This window comes from Hymenobacter defluvii, assembly GCF_017589435.1.
Lineage (GTDB): Bacteria > Bacteroidota > Bacteroidia > Cytophagales > Hymenobacteraceae > Hymenobacter > Hymenobacter profundi.
In genome coordinates, this window is sequence record NZ_JAGETX010000007.1 from 125264 (window position 1) to 140559 (window position 15296).

Annotated in this window: 16 protein-coding genes and 1 tRNA gene; 8 read left to right on the top strand and 9 right to left on the bottom strand. The window is 54.6% G+C overall.

Going from position 1 to position 15296, the window contains the following annotated elements:
• Positions 1-19: 19 nt before the first annotated feature.
• The 3 genes from J4D97_RS13850 to J4D97_RS13860 all read right to left on the bottom strand — a co-directional run bounded on the left by J4D97_RS13850 (position 20) and on the right by J4D97_RS13860 (position 1696).
• Positions 20-835 carry a universal stress protein gene (locus J4D97_RS13850; protein ID WP_208308064.1) on the bottom strand — a complete coding sequence of 272 codons (816 nt, stop codon included), beginning with the start codon at positions 833-835 and terminating at the stop codon, positions 20-22.
• A gap of 125 nt (positions 836-960) precedes the next feature.
• Entirely contained in the window at positions 961-1209 is a 249-nt protein-coding gene (locus J4D97_RS13855; RefSeq protein WP_185282874.1) for a hypothetical protein, read from the bottom strand.
• 10 nt (positions 1210-1219) lie between these two features.
• Positions 1220-1696 (bottom strand): hypothetical protein, encoded by a 477-nt coding sequence (locus J4D97_RS13860; protein ID WP_208308065.1) that lies wholly within the window; start codon positions 1694-1696, stop codon positions 1220-1222.
• A 163-nt stretch (positions 1697-1859) separates the two neighbouring features.
• Between J4D97_RS13860 and J4D97_RS13865 the strand changes: the two genes are divergently transcribed.
• From J4D97_RS13865 to J4D97_RS13875, 3 genes are all read left to right on the top strand, one after another.
• The gene (locus J4D97_RS13865) at positions 1860-2141 is read left to right on the top strand and encodes a GNAT family N-acetyltransferase (protein WP_208308066.1); all 282 of its coding nucleotides are present in this window, start codon (positions 1860-1862) and stop codon (positions 2139-2141) included.
• Between the two features lie 146 nt (positions 2142-2287).
• Positions 2288-4600 carry a heavy metal translocating P-type ATPase gene (locus J4D97_RS13870; RefSeq protein WP_208308067.1) on the top strand — a complete coding sequence of 771 codons (2313 nt, stop codon included), beginning with the start codon at positions 2288-2290 and terminating at the stop codon, positions 4598-4600.
• Positions 4601-5147: 547 nt separating this feature from the next.
• Positions 5148-5471, top strand: coding sequence for a hypothetical protein (locus J4D97_RS13875; protein WP_185282878.1), 324 nt, complete (start codon positions 5148-5150; stop codon positions 5469-5471).
• Between the two features lie 16 nt (positions 5472-5487).
• Here J4D97_RS13875 and J4D97_RS13880 read toward each other — a convergent pair whose 3' ends face one another.
• The 3 genes from J4D97_RS13880 to J4D97_RS13890 all read right to left on the bottom strand — a co-directional run bounded on the left by J4D97_RS13880 (position 5488) and on the right by J4D97_RS13890 (position 7691).
• Positions 5488-5913 carry an STAS/SEC14 domain-containing protein gene (locus J4D97_RS13880; RefSeq protein ID WP_185282879.1) on the bottom strand — a complete coding sequence of 142 codons (426 nt, stop codon included), beginning with the start codon at positions 5911-5913 and terminating at the stop codon, positions 5488-5490.
• A 1139-nt stretch (positions 5914-7052) separates the two neighbouring features.
• A complete protein-coding gene (locus J4D97_RS13885; protein ID WP_208308068.1) occupies positions 7053-7421 on the bottom strand; it encodes a hypothetical protein in 369 nt (122 codons plus the stop codon).
• A gap of 66 nt (positions 7422-7487) precedes the next feature.
• Complete coding sequence (locus tag J4D97_RS13890; protein WP_208308069.1) at positions 7488-7691, bottom strand: hypothetical protein; 204 nt, start codon at positions 7689-7691, stop codon at positions 7488-7490.
• Here J4D97_RS13890 and J4D97_RS13895 point away from each other — a divergent pair.
• Positions 7671-7862, top strand: coding sequence for a hypothetical protein (locus tag J4D97_RS13895; protein ID WP_208308070.1), 192 nt, complete (start codon positions 7671-7673; stop codon positions 7860-7862). The two genes, J4D97_RS13890 and J4D97_RS13895, sit on opposite strands and share 21 nt — an antisense overlap.
• Before the next feature lie 176 nt (positions 7863-8038).
• Here the strand turns inward: J4D97_RS13895 and J4D97_RS13900 are convergent.
• A tRNA-Arg gene (locus J4D97_RS13900) sits at positions 8039-8110 on the bottom strand.
• Positions 8111-8259: 149 nt separating this feature from the next.
• Between J4D97_RS13900 and J4D97_RS13905 the strand changes: the two genes are divergently transcribed.
• A complete protein-coding gene (locus tag J4D97_RS13905; RefSeq protein WP_208308071.1) occupies positions 8260-8751 on the top strand; it encodes an Ohr family peroxiredoxin in 492 nt (163 codons plus the stop codon).
• Positions 8752-8824: 73 nt separating this feature from the next.
• Here the strand turns inward: J4D97_RS13905 and sucC are convergent, their stop codons facing one another.
• Positions 8825-10027: an ADP-forming succinate--CoA ligase subunit beta gene (gene sucC, locus J4D97_RS13910; protein WP_208308072.1), complete on the bottom strand. Its 1203-nt coding sequence runs from the start codon at positions 10025-10027 to the stop codon at positions 8825-8827.
• Between the two features lie 197 nt (positions 10028-10224).
• Here sucC and J4D97_RS13915 point away from each other — a divergent pair, with 197 nt between their 5' ends.
• Both J4D97_RS13915 and J4D97_RS13920 read left to right on the top strand, forming a co-directional pair.
• Entirely contained in the window at positions 10225-10878 is a 654-nt protein-coding gene (locus J4D97_RS13915) for an ABC transporter ATP-binding protein (RefSeq protein WP_185282911.1), read from the top strand.
• 491 nt (positions 10879-11369) lie between these two features.
• Positions 11370-12176 (top strand): hypothetical protein, encoded by an 807-nt coding sequence (locus tag J4D97_RS13920; protein ID WP_208308073.1) that lies wholly within the window; start codon positions 11370-11372, stop codon positions 12174-12176.
• A gap of 206 nt (positions 12177-12382) precedes the next feature.
• Here J4D97_RS13920 and J4D97_RS13925 read toward each other — a convergent pair whose 3' ends face one another.
• Complete coding sequence (locus J4D97_RS13925) at positions 12383-12874, bottom strand: hypothetical protein (RefSeq protein ID WP_208308074.1); 492 nt, start codon at positions 12872-12874, stop codon at positions 12383-12385.
• A 481-nt stretch (positions 12875-13355) separates the two neighbouring features.
• Between J4D97_RS13925 and J4D97_RS13930 the strand changes: the two genes are divergently transcribed.
• Positions 13356-15293 carry a RecQ family ATP-dependent DNA helicase gene (locus tag J4D97_RS13930; protein WP_208308075.1) on the top strand — a complete coding sequence of 646 codons (1938 nt, stop codon included), beginning with the start codon at positions 13356-13358 and terminating at the stop codon, positions 15291-15293.
• Positions 15294-15296: the final 3 nt, after the last annotated feature.

The following is a 15296-nucleotide window of genomic DNA, read 5'->3' on the forward strand; positions in this document are numbered from 1 at the left end:
AAACAGACAAGTAGTGAAACTAGTCGTTGATGGGTAGTAGTAGTACTGGCAGGGTAGCCCGCTGCACCAGCCTGGCCGTGACGCTGTGGTGGAACAAGTCGCCCAGCCACGTGTGCCGATGCACCTGCGCAACCAGTAGGTCCGCTTCGATTTCCTTCGCACCCTGCGCAATGCCATCGGCTATGGATAGGTGGCGCACGCCGTGGTGGTGCGGCTGCGAATCGGTGGGCAACAAGCCGCTGTCCAGCACGTGCTGGCATGCTACAGCAGTGCTGTCGTTATCCTCCGGCTCGGCTACGTGTAGGATCGTAAAGCGAGAAGGCAGCTGGTGTAGCCAGGCTACCATATCGTTCGCCTGCGGGAGCAAGGAAAACGGCTGATTGTCGGCGGCAATGGCAACGCACTGCGGCGGTATAGGGATAGGAGCGCTTTCGGGCACTACCAGCAAGGGGCAAGGCAAATGCCCCAGCAGTTTGAGGGCTGTAGTCTGCGCTACCACTTCCGGCGAGCCTTTGGTGGCAGCGGGCCTGCCCAGCAGCAGCAAGGCCGGCTGATAGCGCCGCACGCCGGCGTCTGCAGCCTCGGCTACACGGGCCACCGTAGCCTCCGTAATAACTGGCACCGACAGCTTATCGCGCCGCTGTAACAGGGCTGTGGCAATTTCACCCTCACTCAGCGGCGACAAGCTACCCGTAAGGGCCTCTGGGTCGAAAAGCGACGTGCGCTGCACGTGCAGCAATACCAGGGTAGCGCGTAGTTGCACAGCCAACGCGTCGGCATAGGCTAGCGCGTGGTCGGCGGCGGGCGAGAAATCAATTAGAACAAGCAGATGCATTGGGCACTGAAGTTAAGTTCTGTAAAACAACACAAACCCAAGCGGCGAGCGGCCATTGGGTAGCAATGCAAAAGCCCGCTCTCCAACGAAACGGAAGAGCGGGCTTACGCCATACGAACTGCCGCTTAGCGGTTGTTGTCGTCAATGGGGTTGTTGAAGCCAGGGTTCATCAGCTCGTCGGTTTGGCTGCTGGTATCGGAGTCGGGGCCGGCTGTGGGCGTATCAGGTAGGCCATTGGAGGCTTCGTCCAACATGTCGGAGGTGTCAAGCGTACCTTCTTCGTCCTTTTTATAGGAATACAGTTCTTCGTGGTGCTTGCGCTGCTCCTCAGACATAGGTTGGTTGTCGGAGATGTTGTTTGCTGAATCAGCCATAAAGTCAGAATTACAGGTTATCCTCGTTTGGGTCGGGGCCTACCGTGGTGGGGTTACCAGGCTCGTTGGTAGGCCAGTTGCGGGTGCCGCTGCCGTAGCGTGGGTCGTCGTCGGCCCAGGAGGTACGGCTCTCATCTTCTTGGGCATCGTCGCCCATTGCTTTTGCTACCCCGCTCGGGTCCTGGTTTTGGGCCACGCCGCCGCGCTGAAGCGGGTCAACGGTATCGGGTGCAGCCGCGCCTCCAGGATTGGTGCCGGCAGGCTTATGCTTAGTACCACTGGTAGTTGTATGGGGCTGCTTGCCAAAGTCGCCGTAGCCGGGCGTGCCGGCGTTGGGCTGCGCTGCTTGTGGGTTGGGCTGCAAGGGTTGTTCGGCTACCTCTTCGCCTTCTTTTAGGTTGAAGACGTCTTGGTTTTCGTGCGGCTTGCGGAACTCGCTGAACTCGTCCGGGTTATCGTTGCTGCCGTCGTTGGGATGCTTTTGCATGGGAGAGAGACTTAGGGTGAAATGGCGGAAAAACGGTGTAAATGACCGCCCCCGCTTCCTGAACTACGTAAAGTGGGCGGAGCGTGGCTACCTCTGGCAGCAAAAAATGCCCATGTGGTCTTCGCACATCTTCCTTGTTTTTCTCTTTCAACATCTTCTGCGTATGTCTTTCCCTATTGAGCACCACACCCAGGATCAGGAATTTACCGTCGAAATCGACGGCCACCAAGGCGAACTGGCGTATAGTTTCCCCACCGAAGGTGTCGTCGACTTCACCCACACCTTCGTTGATAAAGCCTTGCGCGGCCAGGGCGTAGCCGATGCCATGGCCCGCCGCGCTCTGGATTTTGCCCGCGAGCAAAAGCTACAGGTGCGCACCAGCTGCGAGTTCATGCAGAAATTTGTGCAAGAGCACCACACCGAATATCAGGACTTGTTGGGGTAGGGGACAGCAGCGTGCTAGGGTAAGCCAAAATTCTGTACAGTTGCCCGGCGAATGTCGCACATCCAAGGGGTATCCTTTGTTGGTTTATTAGATAGCAAAGTCCTAGAAAGTCGGGACCTCGCTATCAATCTGAACTTCCTATTCCTATGGATACGCAACCTACCGCCGCACCCCAACCCGCTGCCCCGCCCGCTTCTGTTGGTCCTACCGCGTCTGCTACCCTCGACATCGAGGGGATGACCTGCGCGGCGTGTGCGTCCGCCGTCGAACGGTCGTTGCGCCGCACGCCGGGCGTCACGCAGGCGCTAGTCAACTACGCTACCGAAAAGGCCACCGTGGAGTACGAGCCCGGCGCGGCCTCGCCGGGTGTGCTGCGCGAGGCGGTGCGCCGCGCCGGCTACGACGTAGCCGCACGTCGGCCCGATACCAGCGCCACCGACCGCCAGGCCGCGCTGGACCAGCAAAAGGCCCAGGCCTATCATCACCTCAAGCGCCGTTTGTGGGTAGCTGCTGCTCTCACGGCTGTTATCATGCCCTTGTCGATGCTGATGTTGTGGCCCGCGCTGTCGGCTCGCATCAACATGCAGTGGCTCAACTACCTGCTGCTGGTCCTCACGCTGCCAGTAGTGCTGTACAGCGGCCGCGAGTTCTACGCCTCGGCCTGGAAGGGCCTGCGCCACCGCACGGCCAACATGGACACGCTGATTGCGGTAGGCACCGGCGCGGCGTTTCTGTACAGCCTAGCCGTAACGCTGGCGCCCAGCTTTTTCCAGGCGCATGGCCTGATGCCCGAGCCCTACTACGACACTACGGCTACCGTTATAGCCCTTATTCTGGTAGGCAAAGTGCTGGAAGCCCGCGCCAAAAATCGCACTTCCGATGCCATGCGCGCGCTGTTGCAGCTACAGCCCAAAACGGCCCGCGTACTCCGCGGTGGCAAGGAGGTTGACCTCCCCGTAGAGCAACTCGATGTGGACGATGTGGTAGCAGTGCGCCCCGGCGAGCAAGTGGCCACCGATGGCGTCATCACCGACGGCCGCTCTGCCCTCGACGAAAGCTTACTCACCGGCGAAAGCCTACCCGTAGAAAAGGCAGCCGGCGACGCCGTATTCGGCGCAACGCTCAACAAAACCGGTGCCTTCCGCTTCCGCGTGACGCAGGTAGGAGAAGAAACCATGCTGGCGCGCATTGTGCAACTCGTAGAAGACGCGCAAGGCTCGCGGGCGCCCATTCAGCGCCTCGCCGACCGCATCAGCGCCATCTTTGTGCCCACGGTTATTGGCATTGCGGTGCTCACGTTCATTGCGTGGTTTCTGCTGGCTCCCGCCGGAATGCGCCTGCCGCTAGCGCTCATCAACTTCGTGGCCGTGCTGATTATCGCCTGTCCGTGCGCGCTGGGGCAGGCCACGCCCACGGCCATTATGGTCAGTACCGGTAAAGGCGCTGAGCATGGGGTGCTCATCCGTAGCGCCGAAGCCTTGGAAAAAGCCCACGCCGTCACCACTATCCTGCTCGACAAAACCGGGACTATCACCAACGGCCAGCCAGCCGTAACCGACGTCGTAACCGCACCCGACTACCCCGAAGCGCATCTGCTGGCGCTGGTAGCCGCCGTGGAGCGGCATTCGGAGCACCCATTAGCGGCCGCGGTGGTGCAACACGCCACCAAGCAGTCAGTGGATTTTGCGTTGGAAGTAGCTGATTTTGAAGCCGTAGCCGGACATGGCGCCCGCGCAGTAGTAGCAGGGCAACACGTGCTCATTGGTAATCAACGCCTATTGGCCGACGCCAACATTACCCTACCCCCCACCCTATCCCAGGCCGCCGACACGCTCTTGCAACAGGCCAAAACCGTACTTTACGTAGCCCTTGATGGGCAGGCTGCCGGCCTGCTAGCCGTGGCCGACACCGTGCGACCTACCTCTGCCGCGGCCATTGCTGAGCTACAGGCGCTGGGCCTGAAAGTGGTGATGATGACCGGCGACAACCCCCAAACGGCTCAGGCCGTGGCGGCGCAGGTAGGCATCCGGCGATACGTTGCCGAGGTGCTACCCCAAGATAAAGCGGCCCAGGTGCAAGCCCTACAACAAGAGGGTAGGGTAGTGGCCATGGTGGGCGACGGCATCAACGATGCTCCCGCGCTGGCGCAGGCCGATGTGGGCCTAGCCATGGGCACCGGCACCGATGTGGCCCTGGAAGCCGCCGGCATCACCCTCATGCGCGCCGACCTGCGAAGCGTGGTAACTGCCATTGCCTTATCGCGGCAAACAATGCGCATTGTACGCCAAAATCTATTTTTCGCTTTTGTTTACAATGCACTGGGCATTCCTGTTGCGGCGGGCGTGTTATATCCCTTTTTTGGGGTGTTGCTCTCGCCCATGCTGGCAGCAGCTGCCATGGCACTTAGTTCCGTTTCGGTGCTCACCAACTCGCTGCGCTTGCGTGGTTTTCGCGGGTAGGGAGTTTAGAAATTGCTACTCCAGCGCATCATATTATAGTGTGCTGGATAGGAGAAAATGGACAAAACAGCGTTTATAGGCGGCGGATGCCCCCTTTTTTTCCATTTTACTGGTTAAACTATATAATTAGTTGCATTCATTCTATCCTCCATAATGGTATAAATATAGATATATGAGTAACATGAGTGTATTCTTGAGGTGTTATCTGGTAGTCATTATCTTGATTATAAATAACTTATGGTTATTGTCAGATTATATATTCATATAATTTATATAAATAGTTATTGTCACAATTACTGCAGAATGTTCTTTGATTTTGGAAGAGGAAGTAGCAACCTTAGCATCACATTACGATTGTATGCACTCCTTTCTCCGCCCTCTTGCTCCCTCGCCAGTGCTGACTTTTAAACCTCATATGGGTATGATGTCGGCTAGCCCTTTTGGCTCTTCCTCATCCGAGCCTAGTGCATTATGCTTTCATAATAGCCAAGCCCAAGTAGAGTGGCTGGCCGACAGCTACATTCACGTACGCTGGACCGGGCAACCAATGAACAGCGCTGAATTTCGGGCAGTGTTCCGGTACATACAGGCGTTGCTAATCATCACGCAAGCTTCACTGGTACTAACTGACCATCGCGAAATGCTACCCCCATCGCCCGCTGATGTAAACTGGCTCATGCACGAATGGACTCCTACGGTAGTGCGTGAAACCAACTATTCTCACCGGGCTATCATACCGGCCCGCAACAGCCAGACCAGGGCAGCAATAGCCAAAGTAACTACCTGTGATGCATCGGCCGCTCTTACGGCCCAGTTTTTCACGGAAGTGGAGCCGGCAGTGCGCTGGCTACGCAGCATTTACGTGGTGTAAGTAGGGGGCGTGTTCATTAGGCTTTGCGGCTGGCCCGCTGGGCCAGCCGTAGCCACTCCTGGGCCGCGTCGCCATCATCGAACATCCGCATCTGTAGCTTTCCATTGACACCAATGTGCATGGCCTCGGCAGAAAGTGCTGCCAATGACTCCGAGCTGACAATATGCGCAAAATGGGTAAGGCCCTGACTGATGGCTCGGGGCGCCCAGTTGGTAACCAGCCACTCTACGGCGTGGTCCCAAGGACCAATAACCCGCCGATTATCATTGAGTAGGTAGGAGCAGGCGTGGTCTCGCAAGGGATGCAAGCAGGCATCAGCCCCGGCTATGATACCCACATAGGTTTGATAGCCAATCCAATTGTTATATACCCAGTTATTCGCTGTGTCGAACTCAATGGTAAGGTAGACCTTACCAAATCCGTTGATTAACTCTGTTGGCATACGGACAGTGCAACTAGCGCCTTATAATAATGATGGAACACAGTGAGTGTATAGTCTGATCAGTTATAGGGTAGCATTATGCTGGCTCACCTTCTGGCTTAACAATACAGAGGCGCAAAGAACGGGAAGGAAAAAGAAAAACGCTGAAAACTCGGTGAGTGAAGTGCTCGGCAAGTTCAATAGCGCTTCCTACTGGTTATCAAGGTATTGGGCAATGCGGACTGCTGGGAGCAGAAACGTAGAAGAAACTTCTTAGTTGTGAGTAGGTGGACGTAATCGTCGATCCAACGGTCCATCAATGCCAGAAAGTCCACCGAGGTAAGGGCTGCGGCCTGCTCCGAGTGCAGTACGGGGGCAGAGCAGCTTCCAACTGCTCTGGGGAAAGGCGTTGCTGCTGCTCCTGTGCATCGTGTTGGACCTGCTCAGCGGTGTTGCGCAACTTGTCGAACTTGGGGCTGATGCGCGTGCCGTAGGTGCCAGGCACCACGCGCACCCGCTCGCCGGTGGCTACGCGCAGTCGGTGCCCTTCCCATCAGATCGTGACCTAAATAGGAGCAAAGCCTTTTTTATTGGGCTTATCCTTACGTAGTTGGCAGGTGATTTCCATTGGACAAATATAAGGCAAAGCACTGGCTACCGCGCAAATACGCGTTCTACTCCGCTATTCTCGCGGTTGGAGTTTCTGCGGATACACTATTCGCAATGCTAAAGCCACGGATGATAATAACGCTGGTCCAGGTAGTAAAGAAAAGTTCTAAGAATAATAAGCCTGCTTTGAGTGGGGTATTGTAGTGGCTTACTTGAATCCTCATATGCGGCGAGGTGGGATTAAAGAGGCTCGCCCCATAGAGAGGCAATAAAAGGCCAGTGTATCCTAAAAACAGTACCTTGACCCACGTATATCCTTTACGCAGGCCCCAGCCAAACGCGAACAGGATGGCGCTATATCCTCCTAGCACAAGTAGGGCACCTAATACCATTGGTATTATGCTTCGCGGTACCTCAGTAAACTTTGGGTAGGTACTTAGACTTATTCTGACAAGAGAAACTGCGCAGCCGATGAGGTAAATCTTGGAAGCTACTACGTTGTTTTGGCGTATAGCTGGGTGCATAAAGCCACTAGCGTTATATATGAAGGGTTACGGCTGGTAATCAGACCGCCGTTTGAGCAGATAATGGTAATGCACGCCAATTACATCCTTGCCCGTAGTAACGCTCACGGATACTGGCTCCCAGCCTTTGATATAGAGGAAATTAAGTATAGCAGCCTCATCGGCAAATTTGCGGATTTTGCCGTCTTCGCGGTAGCGTTTCTGGTAAGGATTAGGCGTAGTGCCGTCGCTGAGGGCCAAAAACCAAGAACCAGTACTGTCAAAGTCTACATCGGCTGTACCGTAGCGAGATTGGGTAGCGGCTGAAGAGCCACCAGTCACGACGATTGCTTGCTGAGCAACGGCAGCTGATAGCGTACCAGCTGAAAACAGAAGAAAAAGGAATAGCTGCTTCATTTGAGATAAGAACTTGGTATAAGGTATTGGTTAGTCACCAGCTAGGCCCCTATAGAGTCTAACGTTCTACGTAGCCGCAATAACGGCCGTAGCCGACATTATGGTGATGTAGTAGTTGGCCAAGTGTACCGTGAGTAGCAATAACACATCTTTGAACGGCAACGCCTCGAAAGTCTCCGCCGTGGCGATGTCGTACTCGTAGGTAACCTTCTTCCACTTAAAGTCGGGCTGGAGCACCAGCAGCTCCTGGTGCTTGGCGTCGGTGAGCACGTACTGATTTTTGAAGAAGCCTTTCAGCTGGAAGACGAAGTCCTGTTCCTCGCCACCAAAGGCCGCGTGCAGGATGATATTGCCGTTCCAGCCCCAAAACGCCGCGTGCCCATTGCATGGCCTAAGCGAAACGCATTTGCTGCCGATTATCGAGTAGGGGTAGATGAGTAGTCAAGGATAGATAGAATCTAATTAGTATTCCGAGTAATGCTCAATGGATTATTAAACCACCAGAGTCTAAATGTGTAAAAACATAGGGGTATTTCAAAAGGATACGATCTATGACTTAATAGATAGCAAAAAGCCCTTGTAGCGAAGAGCGTTACAAGGGCTTTTGTTTTTGTTAGTGGTCGCGCCAGGAATCGAACCTGGATCAAGAGCTTCGGAGACTCCTATACTATCCGTTGTACTACGCGACCCGGTTTGTGAGGCGCAAAACTAGACAGAAAATGCGCCGTTGCCAAACCACGAATGGCTTTTTCTGTAAAATCATACACTCGGTTATAGTAACCTTCCGCGGCTCAGTCCAGTTAGCATACATAACTGTTTACTTTGACCCATTCCTTTTATGGCAAGCACCGAAAAAAAGACTCTCTATACGGCCGATGCAACGGCTATTGGTGGCCGCAGCGGCCACGTACGCTCCGCTACCGGTATCATTGACTTGGATATGTCGGTGCCAGAAGGCCTGGGCGGCAAGAAAGGCGCTACCAATCCCGAGGAACTGTTCGCAGCTGGCTATTCATCCTGCTTTCAGCAGGCGCTGCTGGTAATTGCCCAACGCGCCGGCGACAAACTCGACCCACAAACGGAAGTGAAATGCTCCGTAGAGCTATTTCAAGAAGGTGAAGCCTATGGCCTCTCGGCTATTCTGGATGTAGACCTCAAGGCTTTCGACAAAGACAAAACCATTGACATGGTGCGGCAGGCACACAAAATCTGCCCTTACTCGGTAGGAACCCGCGGCAACATGGAGGTAGAATTGCGTGTGCAAGGCGAAGCCATTCCGGTAGAAGCCAACGAAAACGCTGGCGTTGCCGAAAAAGGCGGCATTCAGTAGCCGTTTTCTAGCTTACTGCAAAAGAAAAGCCCGCTGGAATACTCCAGCGGGCTTTTCTTTGTGTAGATAAGGCTTAAGCGTTTTGCATTGCTAATACCTCTTTTACCTTCTCGGCAGCATCCTTCAGGAGCACGGCCGAGTACACTTTCAGGCCCGACTCATCGATGATGCGGGCGCCTTCTTCAGCGTTGGTGCCTTGCAGACGCACGATAATCGGCACTTTAATGTCGCCAATGTTTTTGTAGGCTTCCACTACACCGTTCGCTACCCGGTCGCAACGCACAATACCCCCGAAGATGTTGATCAGGATGGCCTTCACGTTCGGGTCTTTCAGGATGATGCGGAAACCGGCTTCTACGGTTTGTGCGTTGGCTCCACCCCCTACATCGAGGAAGTTGGCAGGCTCACCGCCCGAGAGCTTGATGATGTCCATGGTAGCCATAGCCAGACCGGCGCCGTTCACCATGCAGCCCACGTTGCCGTCGAGCTTCACATAGTTCAGGTTCGATTCGGAGGCTTCCACTTCCAGCGGGTCTTCCTCGTTGGTGTCGCGTAGGGCGGCAAAATCCTTGTGGCGGTAGAGGGCGTTTTCGTCCAACGTCACTTTGGCATCAACGGCCAGAATCTTGTTGTCCGAAGTTTTCAACACGGGGTTGATTTCGAACATAGCCGAATCCGTTTCGTCGTAAGCCTTGTACAGAGCCGTCACGAACTTTACCATCTCCTTCTGAGCCGGGCCGGTGAGGCCCAGGTTGAAGGCAATTTTGCTGGCCTGGAAGGGGCGCAGGCCCACAGCGGGGTCTACGTACTCCTTGTTGATTTTGTCGGGATGCTCTTCGGCTACCTCCTCAATGTCCATCCCGCCTTCAGTGGTGTAGATGATGACGTTTTTGCCGGTGGCGCGGTCCAGCAACACGCTCATATAATACTCCTTGGTCTCCGACTCGCCGGGGTAGTACACGTCCTGGGCAACCAGTACCTTGTGCACTTTGCGGCCTTCGGCGCCCGTTTGCTTGGTTACGAGCTGCATGCCAATGATCTGGCCAGCAATGTCTTTTACCTGCTCCAGGTTCTTGGCGAGTTTCACCCCGCCCCCTTTGCCGCGCCCGCCAGCGTGAATCTGGGCTTTGATAACGTACCAGCTGGTGCCGGTTTCCGCGTTCAGCTTTTGGGCGGCTTCTACAGCTTCCTCAGCCGTATCGGCCGTGATGCCTTCCTGCACGCGCACGCCGTAGCGCTTGAGTATTTCTTTACCCTGATACTCGTGAATGTTCATAGAGGTCAGTTGAAAATGGGATTCGGGTCGTATTAGTAAGCGCGAAAGTAGACAATAATCGGGGGAAACGGAACCTGGGCTTTCGGCCGGATTTTGGCACGTGCTAGGGCTTTCGCAGAAACAGCCCATCTGCGCGACCACAAACTCCGGCTTTCCTCCGTAGATTTGTTTTCCTACCCCGACTATATCCATCTGCTGTGCTGCAAGCCATCAACGTCCGCAAGACATACGGTTCCCTGGAAGTTCTGAAAGGTATTGACCTGACGATTGAGAAATCCGAAATCGTCAGCATCGTCGGCTCGTCGGGGGCGGGTAAGAGCACGCTGCTGCACATCCTGGGCACGCTGGACAACCCCGATACGGGCGAAGTACTGTTTGATGGCGAATCAGTGAGTGCCTTGAAGCGCTCCGACCTGGCGCGGTTCCGCAATCGGCACATCGGCTTCATCTTCCAGTTTCACAATCTATTGCCCGAGTTTACGGCCCTCGAAAACGTGTGCCTGCCCGCCTACCTAGCTGGGCGCTCGGAGAAGGAAGTGCGCGTGCGTGCCCGCGAGTTGCTGGGGATGCTGAACTTGGAGCGCCGCGCCGACCACAAACCTTCGGAGATGAGCGGCGGCGAGCAGCAGCGCACCGCAGTGGCCCGTGCCCTGATCAACTCCCCGGAAATCATCTTTGCCGATGAACCCAGCGGTAACCTCGATTCGCAGAATGCGCAGGAGCTGCATCAGATTTTCTTTCTGCTACGCAAAGAGCTGGGCCAGACGTTTGTGATTGTAACGCACAACGACCAGTTGGCCGAAATGGCCGACCGTACCATCACGATGAAGGATGGATATATCTCGGAGTAAACCCGTCAGTAATAGGAGCGTATACTACACATAGGTAGGAACTTTCCTTTCTAGTATACCCTTTCTTATATACCTGGCAACGCGTCCGACATGCCCCGGGCCGTTTGTGTAACCCGTCTTGCTGTTTCTAGAACAGTGAGACGGGTTTTTTGTGTGTGGTAGGGGCGTTATGTTGAAGGCAGCACAGAGAATTAGGGGAACCCAGAGAAAAGGCCGTTACGGTGCAGTAGGCTAATCAATTGCTACCCTACTTGCTATGTAGACTAGCCAACATAGTGGGGTAAGGTATCTGCCTCAATTTTTTAGCAAAATGTTTTTGCAAATGAATTTTGGTGTTGCTAATTTTGTTAGGATATACAAAACGATATGTAGTTTTTAAGTTGCTGATAATCAAAGGAAAAATTTGCTAAAAAATCCTTGATTTGTTGCACATATTTCACGCTGCATTCGTTAGTAATATGAACATCATAACGTATTAAAGGGAAGACGCCATGAGCGAAGTAACCAAGACCACCAACAACACGAAAGAACCAGCCCGCAAAGCCAAAGTAGAAAGCTACGACATTGCGCGCTCTGATGAAACGTTGCACTTGGCCACCGACTTGGCGAAGTTCATCAAGGACAACAAACTCTCCACTACCGTGCAGGGCAAGGAGTTTGTGAACGTGGAAGGCTGGCAGTATGCCGGCTCGCGCTTGGGTATTGTGCCCATCGTTGACCACGTGATTAATGTCAGCACCGAAACCGAGCTGAAGTATCAGGCTAAAGTGACGCTGTTTGACCTGCGTTCGGGCCATACGGTAGGCGCTGGCTTTGCGGTGTGCTCCAACAAGGAGAACGGCAAGAAGTTCTACCAAGAGTTTGCGATTATGAGCATGGCTCAGACTCGTGCCATTGGCAAGGCTTACCGCAACATCCTGGCTTGGATCATCCGTGCTGCTGGCTACGAGCCTACCCCTGCCGAAGAGATGGACTATGGCAACAATACGCCCGAGGTGAAAGCTCCGGTAGTAGCTCAGCCTGCCGCTGATGCTCCGGCACCAGCTGTAGCGGCCGAAGCCCCAGCCATGAAGGCCGTACCCGCCGAGCAACCAACTGCGCCTGCTGTTACCTATGCTTCGGCTGCGCAGAAGGAGGAAATTATTCGCCTACTCAACCACCCGGTGATTACGCGTCAGGAGAAAACCAAAATGCTCTTGAACATCAACCGTCTTGACGAAGAGCGTGCTACCCAGGCTATTGCCAAACTAAAGAAAGCCATCGACGACCGCGAGAATGGCGAGTCGGCCGCCGCTTAAACAACAAAACCAACGACTACATATACGGAAAACCCGGTACCGCATGGTGCCGGGTTTTTTAATGCGATGACAGGTAGGTAGCGTATGCTATAAATGAAGCGATGAACTGCGGAAGCCTTTTATGGTATAATCAGGTATACTGCACCAGTTATGTAGCACGAATGGAAGGGTATAGAGCTGCGCTGTTCCACCATAGGGAATAGTAGCTAGGCAGTCCCTCCTAAAGAGGATATCCGTTCTTTCAAAGCTGTCATAATCTGCGTGAAGCTTTGGGGCGAATTCAACATAACTGGCGACTGAAACTTAGCAATACTCAGCCATTCGTATGCTGTAGCCATATCATCGAAAAGTGCTACCACCGGAGACGTAAGCTTTTCCAGGGCTATTTCGGTGTCGTTTTGGATGTGCATGTCAGACGAACATATCCAGGCTACGTATTCAATGCCCAGCAACCGTAGATGAGGTAAGAATTCATTGGCTAGCCACGGTGCTACCTCCGGCGTAACTTTCGCAACGTTGGTATTGTCGTTCAGGATACGCTTGTATCGTCTGATGAGGAAACAGCGCGCTAATTGTAGGCAGTTAGAGCGCACAGAGTTCAGTGTTATCTCACCGTGCCAATCCAAATAAAGCCAATTATTAGCATGATCATAGTAAGCCTTTACATTGGAGGTAGCTAGGAGTAACTCTTGTTCCATAGAAGCGATGTAGGGCAGTAATGTGCTAAAAAAGGAAATGGTTTAAGTGCAAATGTACTACTATTTATACTGATATAATACAATAAAAAAATATCTCTATCTAACTAATGCAACTTTTAAGAAGTTGATATATGCATGTCTGATAGATCTAGTGAGAAATGTGTGTATTAGCAAAGTATAAATTGTATAGGCTTATTTAGACTACGTATTCGTTGAACGATAGGAACCAGAGTGAAATGCTTGCATCGTATTCATTCTTATGAAGCTTAATCGGACAGTATACATGAGTCTAAAGAAGGAAGAAGGAATGGGAATAAATGATTTTCTGCTCTTTAATCGTGATTTTCATATGTGACATTTCGTTATTTATCTAATAACGAAATGCTATACATTGAGAAATAAACCGGAGACGTGAGTGCATAGCAGGCTCAGCAAGCCAAAGGCAGTAGAAAAGGCACCGGCCATAGTACCTTTGCCCCCTATGTTACCCGCCACCGACGACATTTTGCATGTACTCCGCCAAACCTGGGGTCACCACCAGTTTCGGCCCATGCAGGAGGATATCATCCGTTCGGTGCTGGCGGGACAGGATACGCTGGCCCTGCTACCCACGGGGGGCGGCAAGAGCATCTGCTTTCAGGTTCCGGCGCTGGCGCGAGACGGGCTGTGCTTGGTGGTGTCGCCGCTGATTGCCTTAATGAAAGATCAGGTGGAAAACCTGCGCAAGCGCGGCATCAAGGCCGAGGCCGTGTACGCGGGCATGAGTCACCAAGAAATCGACCAAACGCTGGACAACTGCGTGTATGGCCCGGTGAAGTTCCTGTATGTGTCGCCCGAGCGGTTGCTCACGGATATGTTTCGGGCTAGGGTAGGGAAGATGCGTGTGCGCCTGCTGGCCGTAGATGAGGCGCACTGCCTCTCGCAGTGGGGCTACGATTTCCGGCCGCCCTACCTCCAGATTGCAGCCCTGCGCGAGCTGGTACCCGATGCGCCGGTTATTGCCCTCACGGCCACCGCCACGGCGCAAGTGCAGCAGGATATTGTGGAGAAGCTGCACTTCCGGCCGGGCTACCAGGTGTTTCAGCAGAGCTTTGCCCGGCCCAATCTGTCGTACTCGGTGCTGGCTACGGAGGACAAGCTGCGCCGGATGCTGGAAGTGGTGCGCGGGGTAGGGGCCGATAAAACGGCCATTGTGTATGCCCGCACGCGCCGCCAGACCGAAGACGCCGCCGCCTACCTCCAACACTACCAAGTGAAGGCGGCGCCCTACCACGCCGGCCTGGGCGCCGAGGTGCGCCACCGCACCCAGCTGGATTGGATGCAGGACCGCACCCGCGTCATTGTGGCCACCAACGCCTTCGGCATGGGCATCGATAAGCCCGACGTGCGCCTCGTAGTACATCTCGATGCGCCCGATAACCTGGAGGCCTACTACCAGGAAGCGGGTAGGGCCGGCCGCGACGAGAAATACGCCTTTGCCGTGCTGCTGCAAGGCCCCAACGATGCCGACGAGTTGCGCCGCCGCACCCAGCAGGCCCACCCGCCGCTGGATACGGTGCGGCGCGTGTATCAGGCGCTGGCCAACTTCTCGCGCACGGCAGTGGGCGGCAGCGAGCTGGTGGCGTTTGACTTCGACTTGCAGCAGTTTGCCGAAACCTACCGCATTAAGGCGCTGGATGCCCACAACGCCCTGCGTACGCTGGGGCGCGAGGGGTTTGTACAGTTAAACGAGGCCGTGCACAACCCCGCCCGCGTGCACATCCCCATCGACCACTCTGACCTGTACCGCTTTCAGGTAGCCAACGCCCAGCACGACGCGCTGATTAAGTCCCTGTTGCGCTTCAACGGCGGCGAAATATTTGTGGGCTTTCAGCGGATTTCGGAAAATAGCCTTGCCCAGCACTTGCGGGTGAGCGTGGTGGATGTGCGCAAAATGCTGCTGTTCCTGCATCGCTCCAACATCATCCACTACCAACCCCGCCACGATGCGCCCCAGGCCCTGTTCACTACCCCGCGCTTCGATGCTGACAAGCTGCCCCTCAACCAGAAATACCTGAACCAAGCCCGCGCACTTGCGCAGGAAAAAACCGAGGCCGTGCTGCGCTATGCCGATGGCGGCCGTTGCCGGCAGCAACTGCTGCTGGAATACTTTGGCGAGCTAGACGCGTCGCCGTGCCGCGTGTGCGACTACTGTCTGGCCCAGAAGAAAAAGGGTCAGGCCCCAGCACCCACCCCGGCCCTGCGCGAGCAAATGCTACGCCTGCTATCAGCTGCCCCCCAAACACCCCGTGAACTTGTAGCGCAGTTTTCCCCCGCCCAAGCCAACGAAGTAACCCTCTTACTGCGGGAACTGGTGGAGCTGGGGCAGCTTCGCTATGCCTCTGATGGCCGGTTAATGCGCCAAGGTGCTGCCGAATAGTCC

Bases quoted from the DNA above. Each gene is read 5' to 3' on its own strand.
- J4D97_RS13850 (WP_208308064.1), bottom strand. From the start codon at position 835: ATGCATCTGCTTGTTCTAATTGATTTCTCGCCCGCCGCCGACCACGCG.
- J4D97_RS13855 (WP_185282874.1), bottom strand. From the start codon at position 1,209: ATGGCTGATTCAGCAAACAACATCTCCGACAACCAACCTATGTCTGAG.
- J4D97_RS13860 (WP_208308065.1), bottom strand. From the start codon at position 1,696: ATGCAAAAGCATCCCAACGACGGCAGCAACGATAACCCGGACGAGTTC.
- J4D97_RS13865 (WP_208308066.1), top strand. From the start codon at position 1,860: ATGTCTTTCCCTATTGAGCACCACACCCAGGATCAGGAATTTACCGTC.
- J4D97_RS13870 (WP_208308067.1), top strand. From the start codon at position 2,288: ATGGATACGCAACCTACCGCCGCACCCCAACCCGCTGCCCCGCCCGCT.
- J4D97_RS13875 (WP_185282878.1), top strand. From the start codon at position 5,148: ATGAACAGCGCTGAATTTCGGGCAGTGTTCCGGTACATACAGGCGTTG.
- J4D97_RS13880 (WP_185282879.1), bottom strand. From the start codon at position 5,913: ATGCCAACAGAGTTAATCAACGGATTTGGTAAGGTCTACCTTACCATT.
- J4D97_RS13885 (WP_208308068.1), bottom strand. From the start codon at position 7,421: ATGAAGCAGCTATTCCTTTTTCTTCTGTTTTCAGCTGGTACGCTATCA.
- J4D97_RS13905 (WP_208308071.1), top strand. From the start codon at position 8,260: ATGGCAAGCACCGAAAAAAAGACTCTCTATACGGCCGATGCAACGGCT.
- sucC (WP_208308072.1), bottom strand. From the start codon at position 10,027: ATGAACATTCACGAGTATCAGGGTAAAGAAATACTCAAGCGCTACGGC.
- J4D97_RS13920 (WP_208308073.1), top strand. From the start codon at position 11,370: ATGAGCGAAGTAACCAAGACCACCAACAACACGAAAGAACCAGCCCGC.
- J4D97_RS13925 (WP_208308074.1), bottom strand. From the start codon at position 12,874: ATGGAACAAGAGTTACTCCTAGCTACCTCCAATGTAAAGGCTTACTAT.
- J4D97_RS13930 (WP_208308075.1), top strand. From the start codon at position 13,356: ATGTTACCCGCCACCGACGACATTTTGCATGTACTCCGCCAAACCTGG.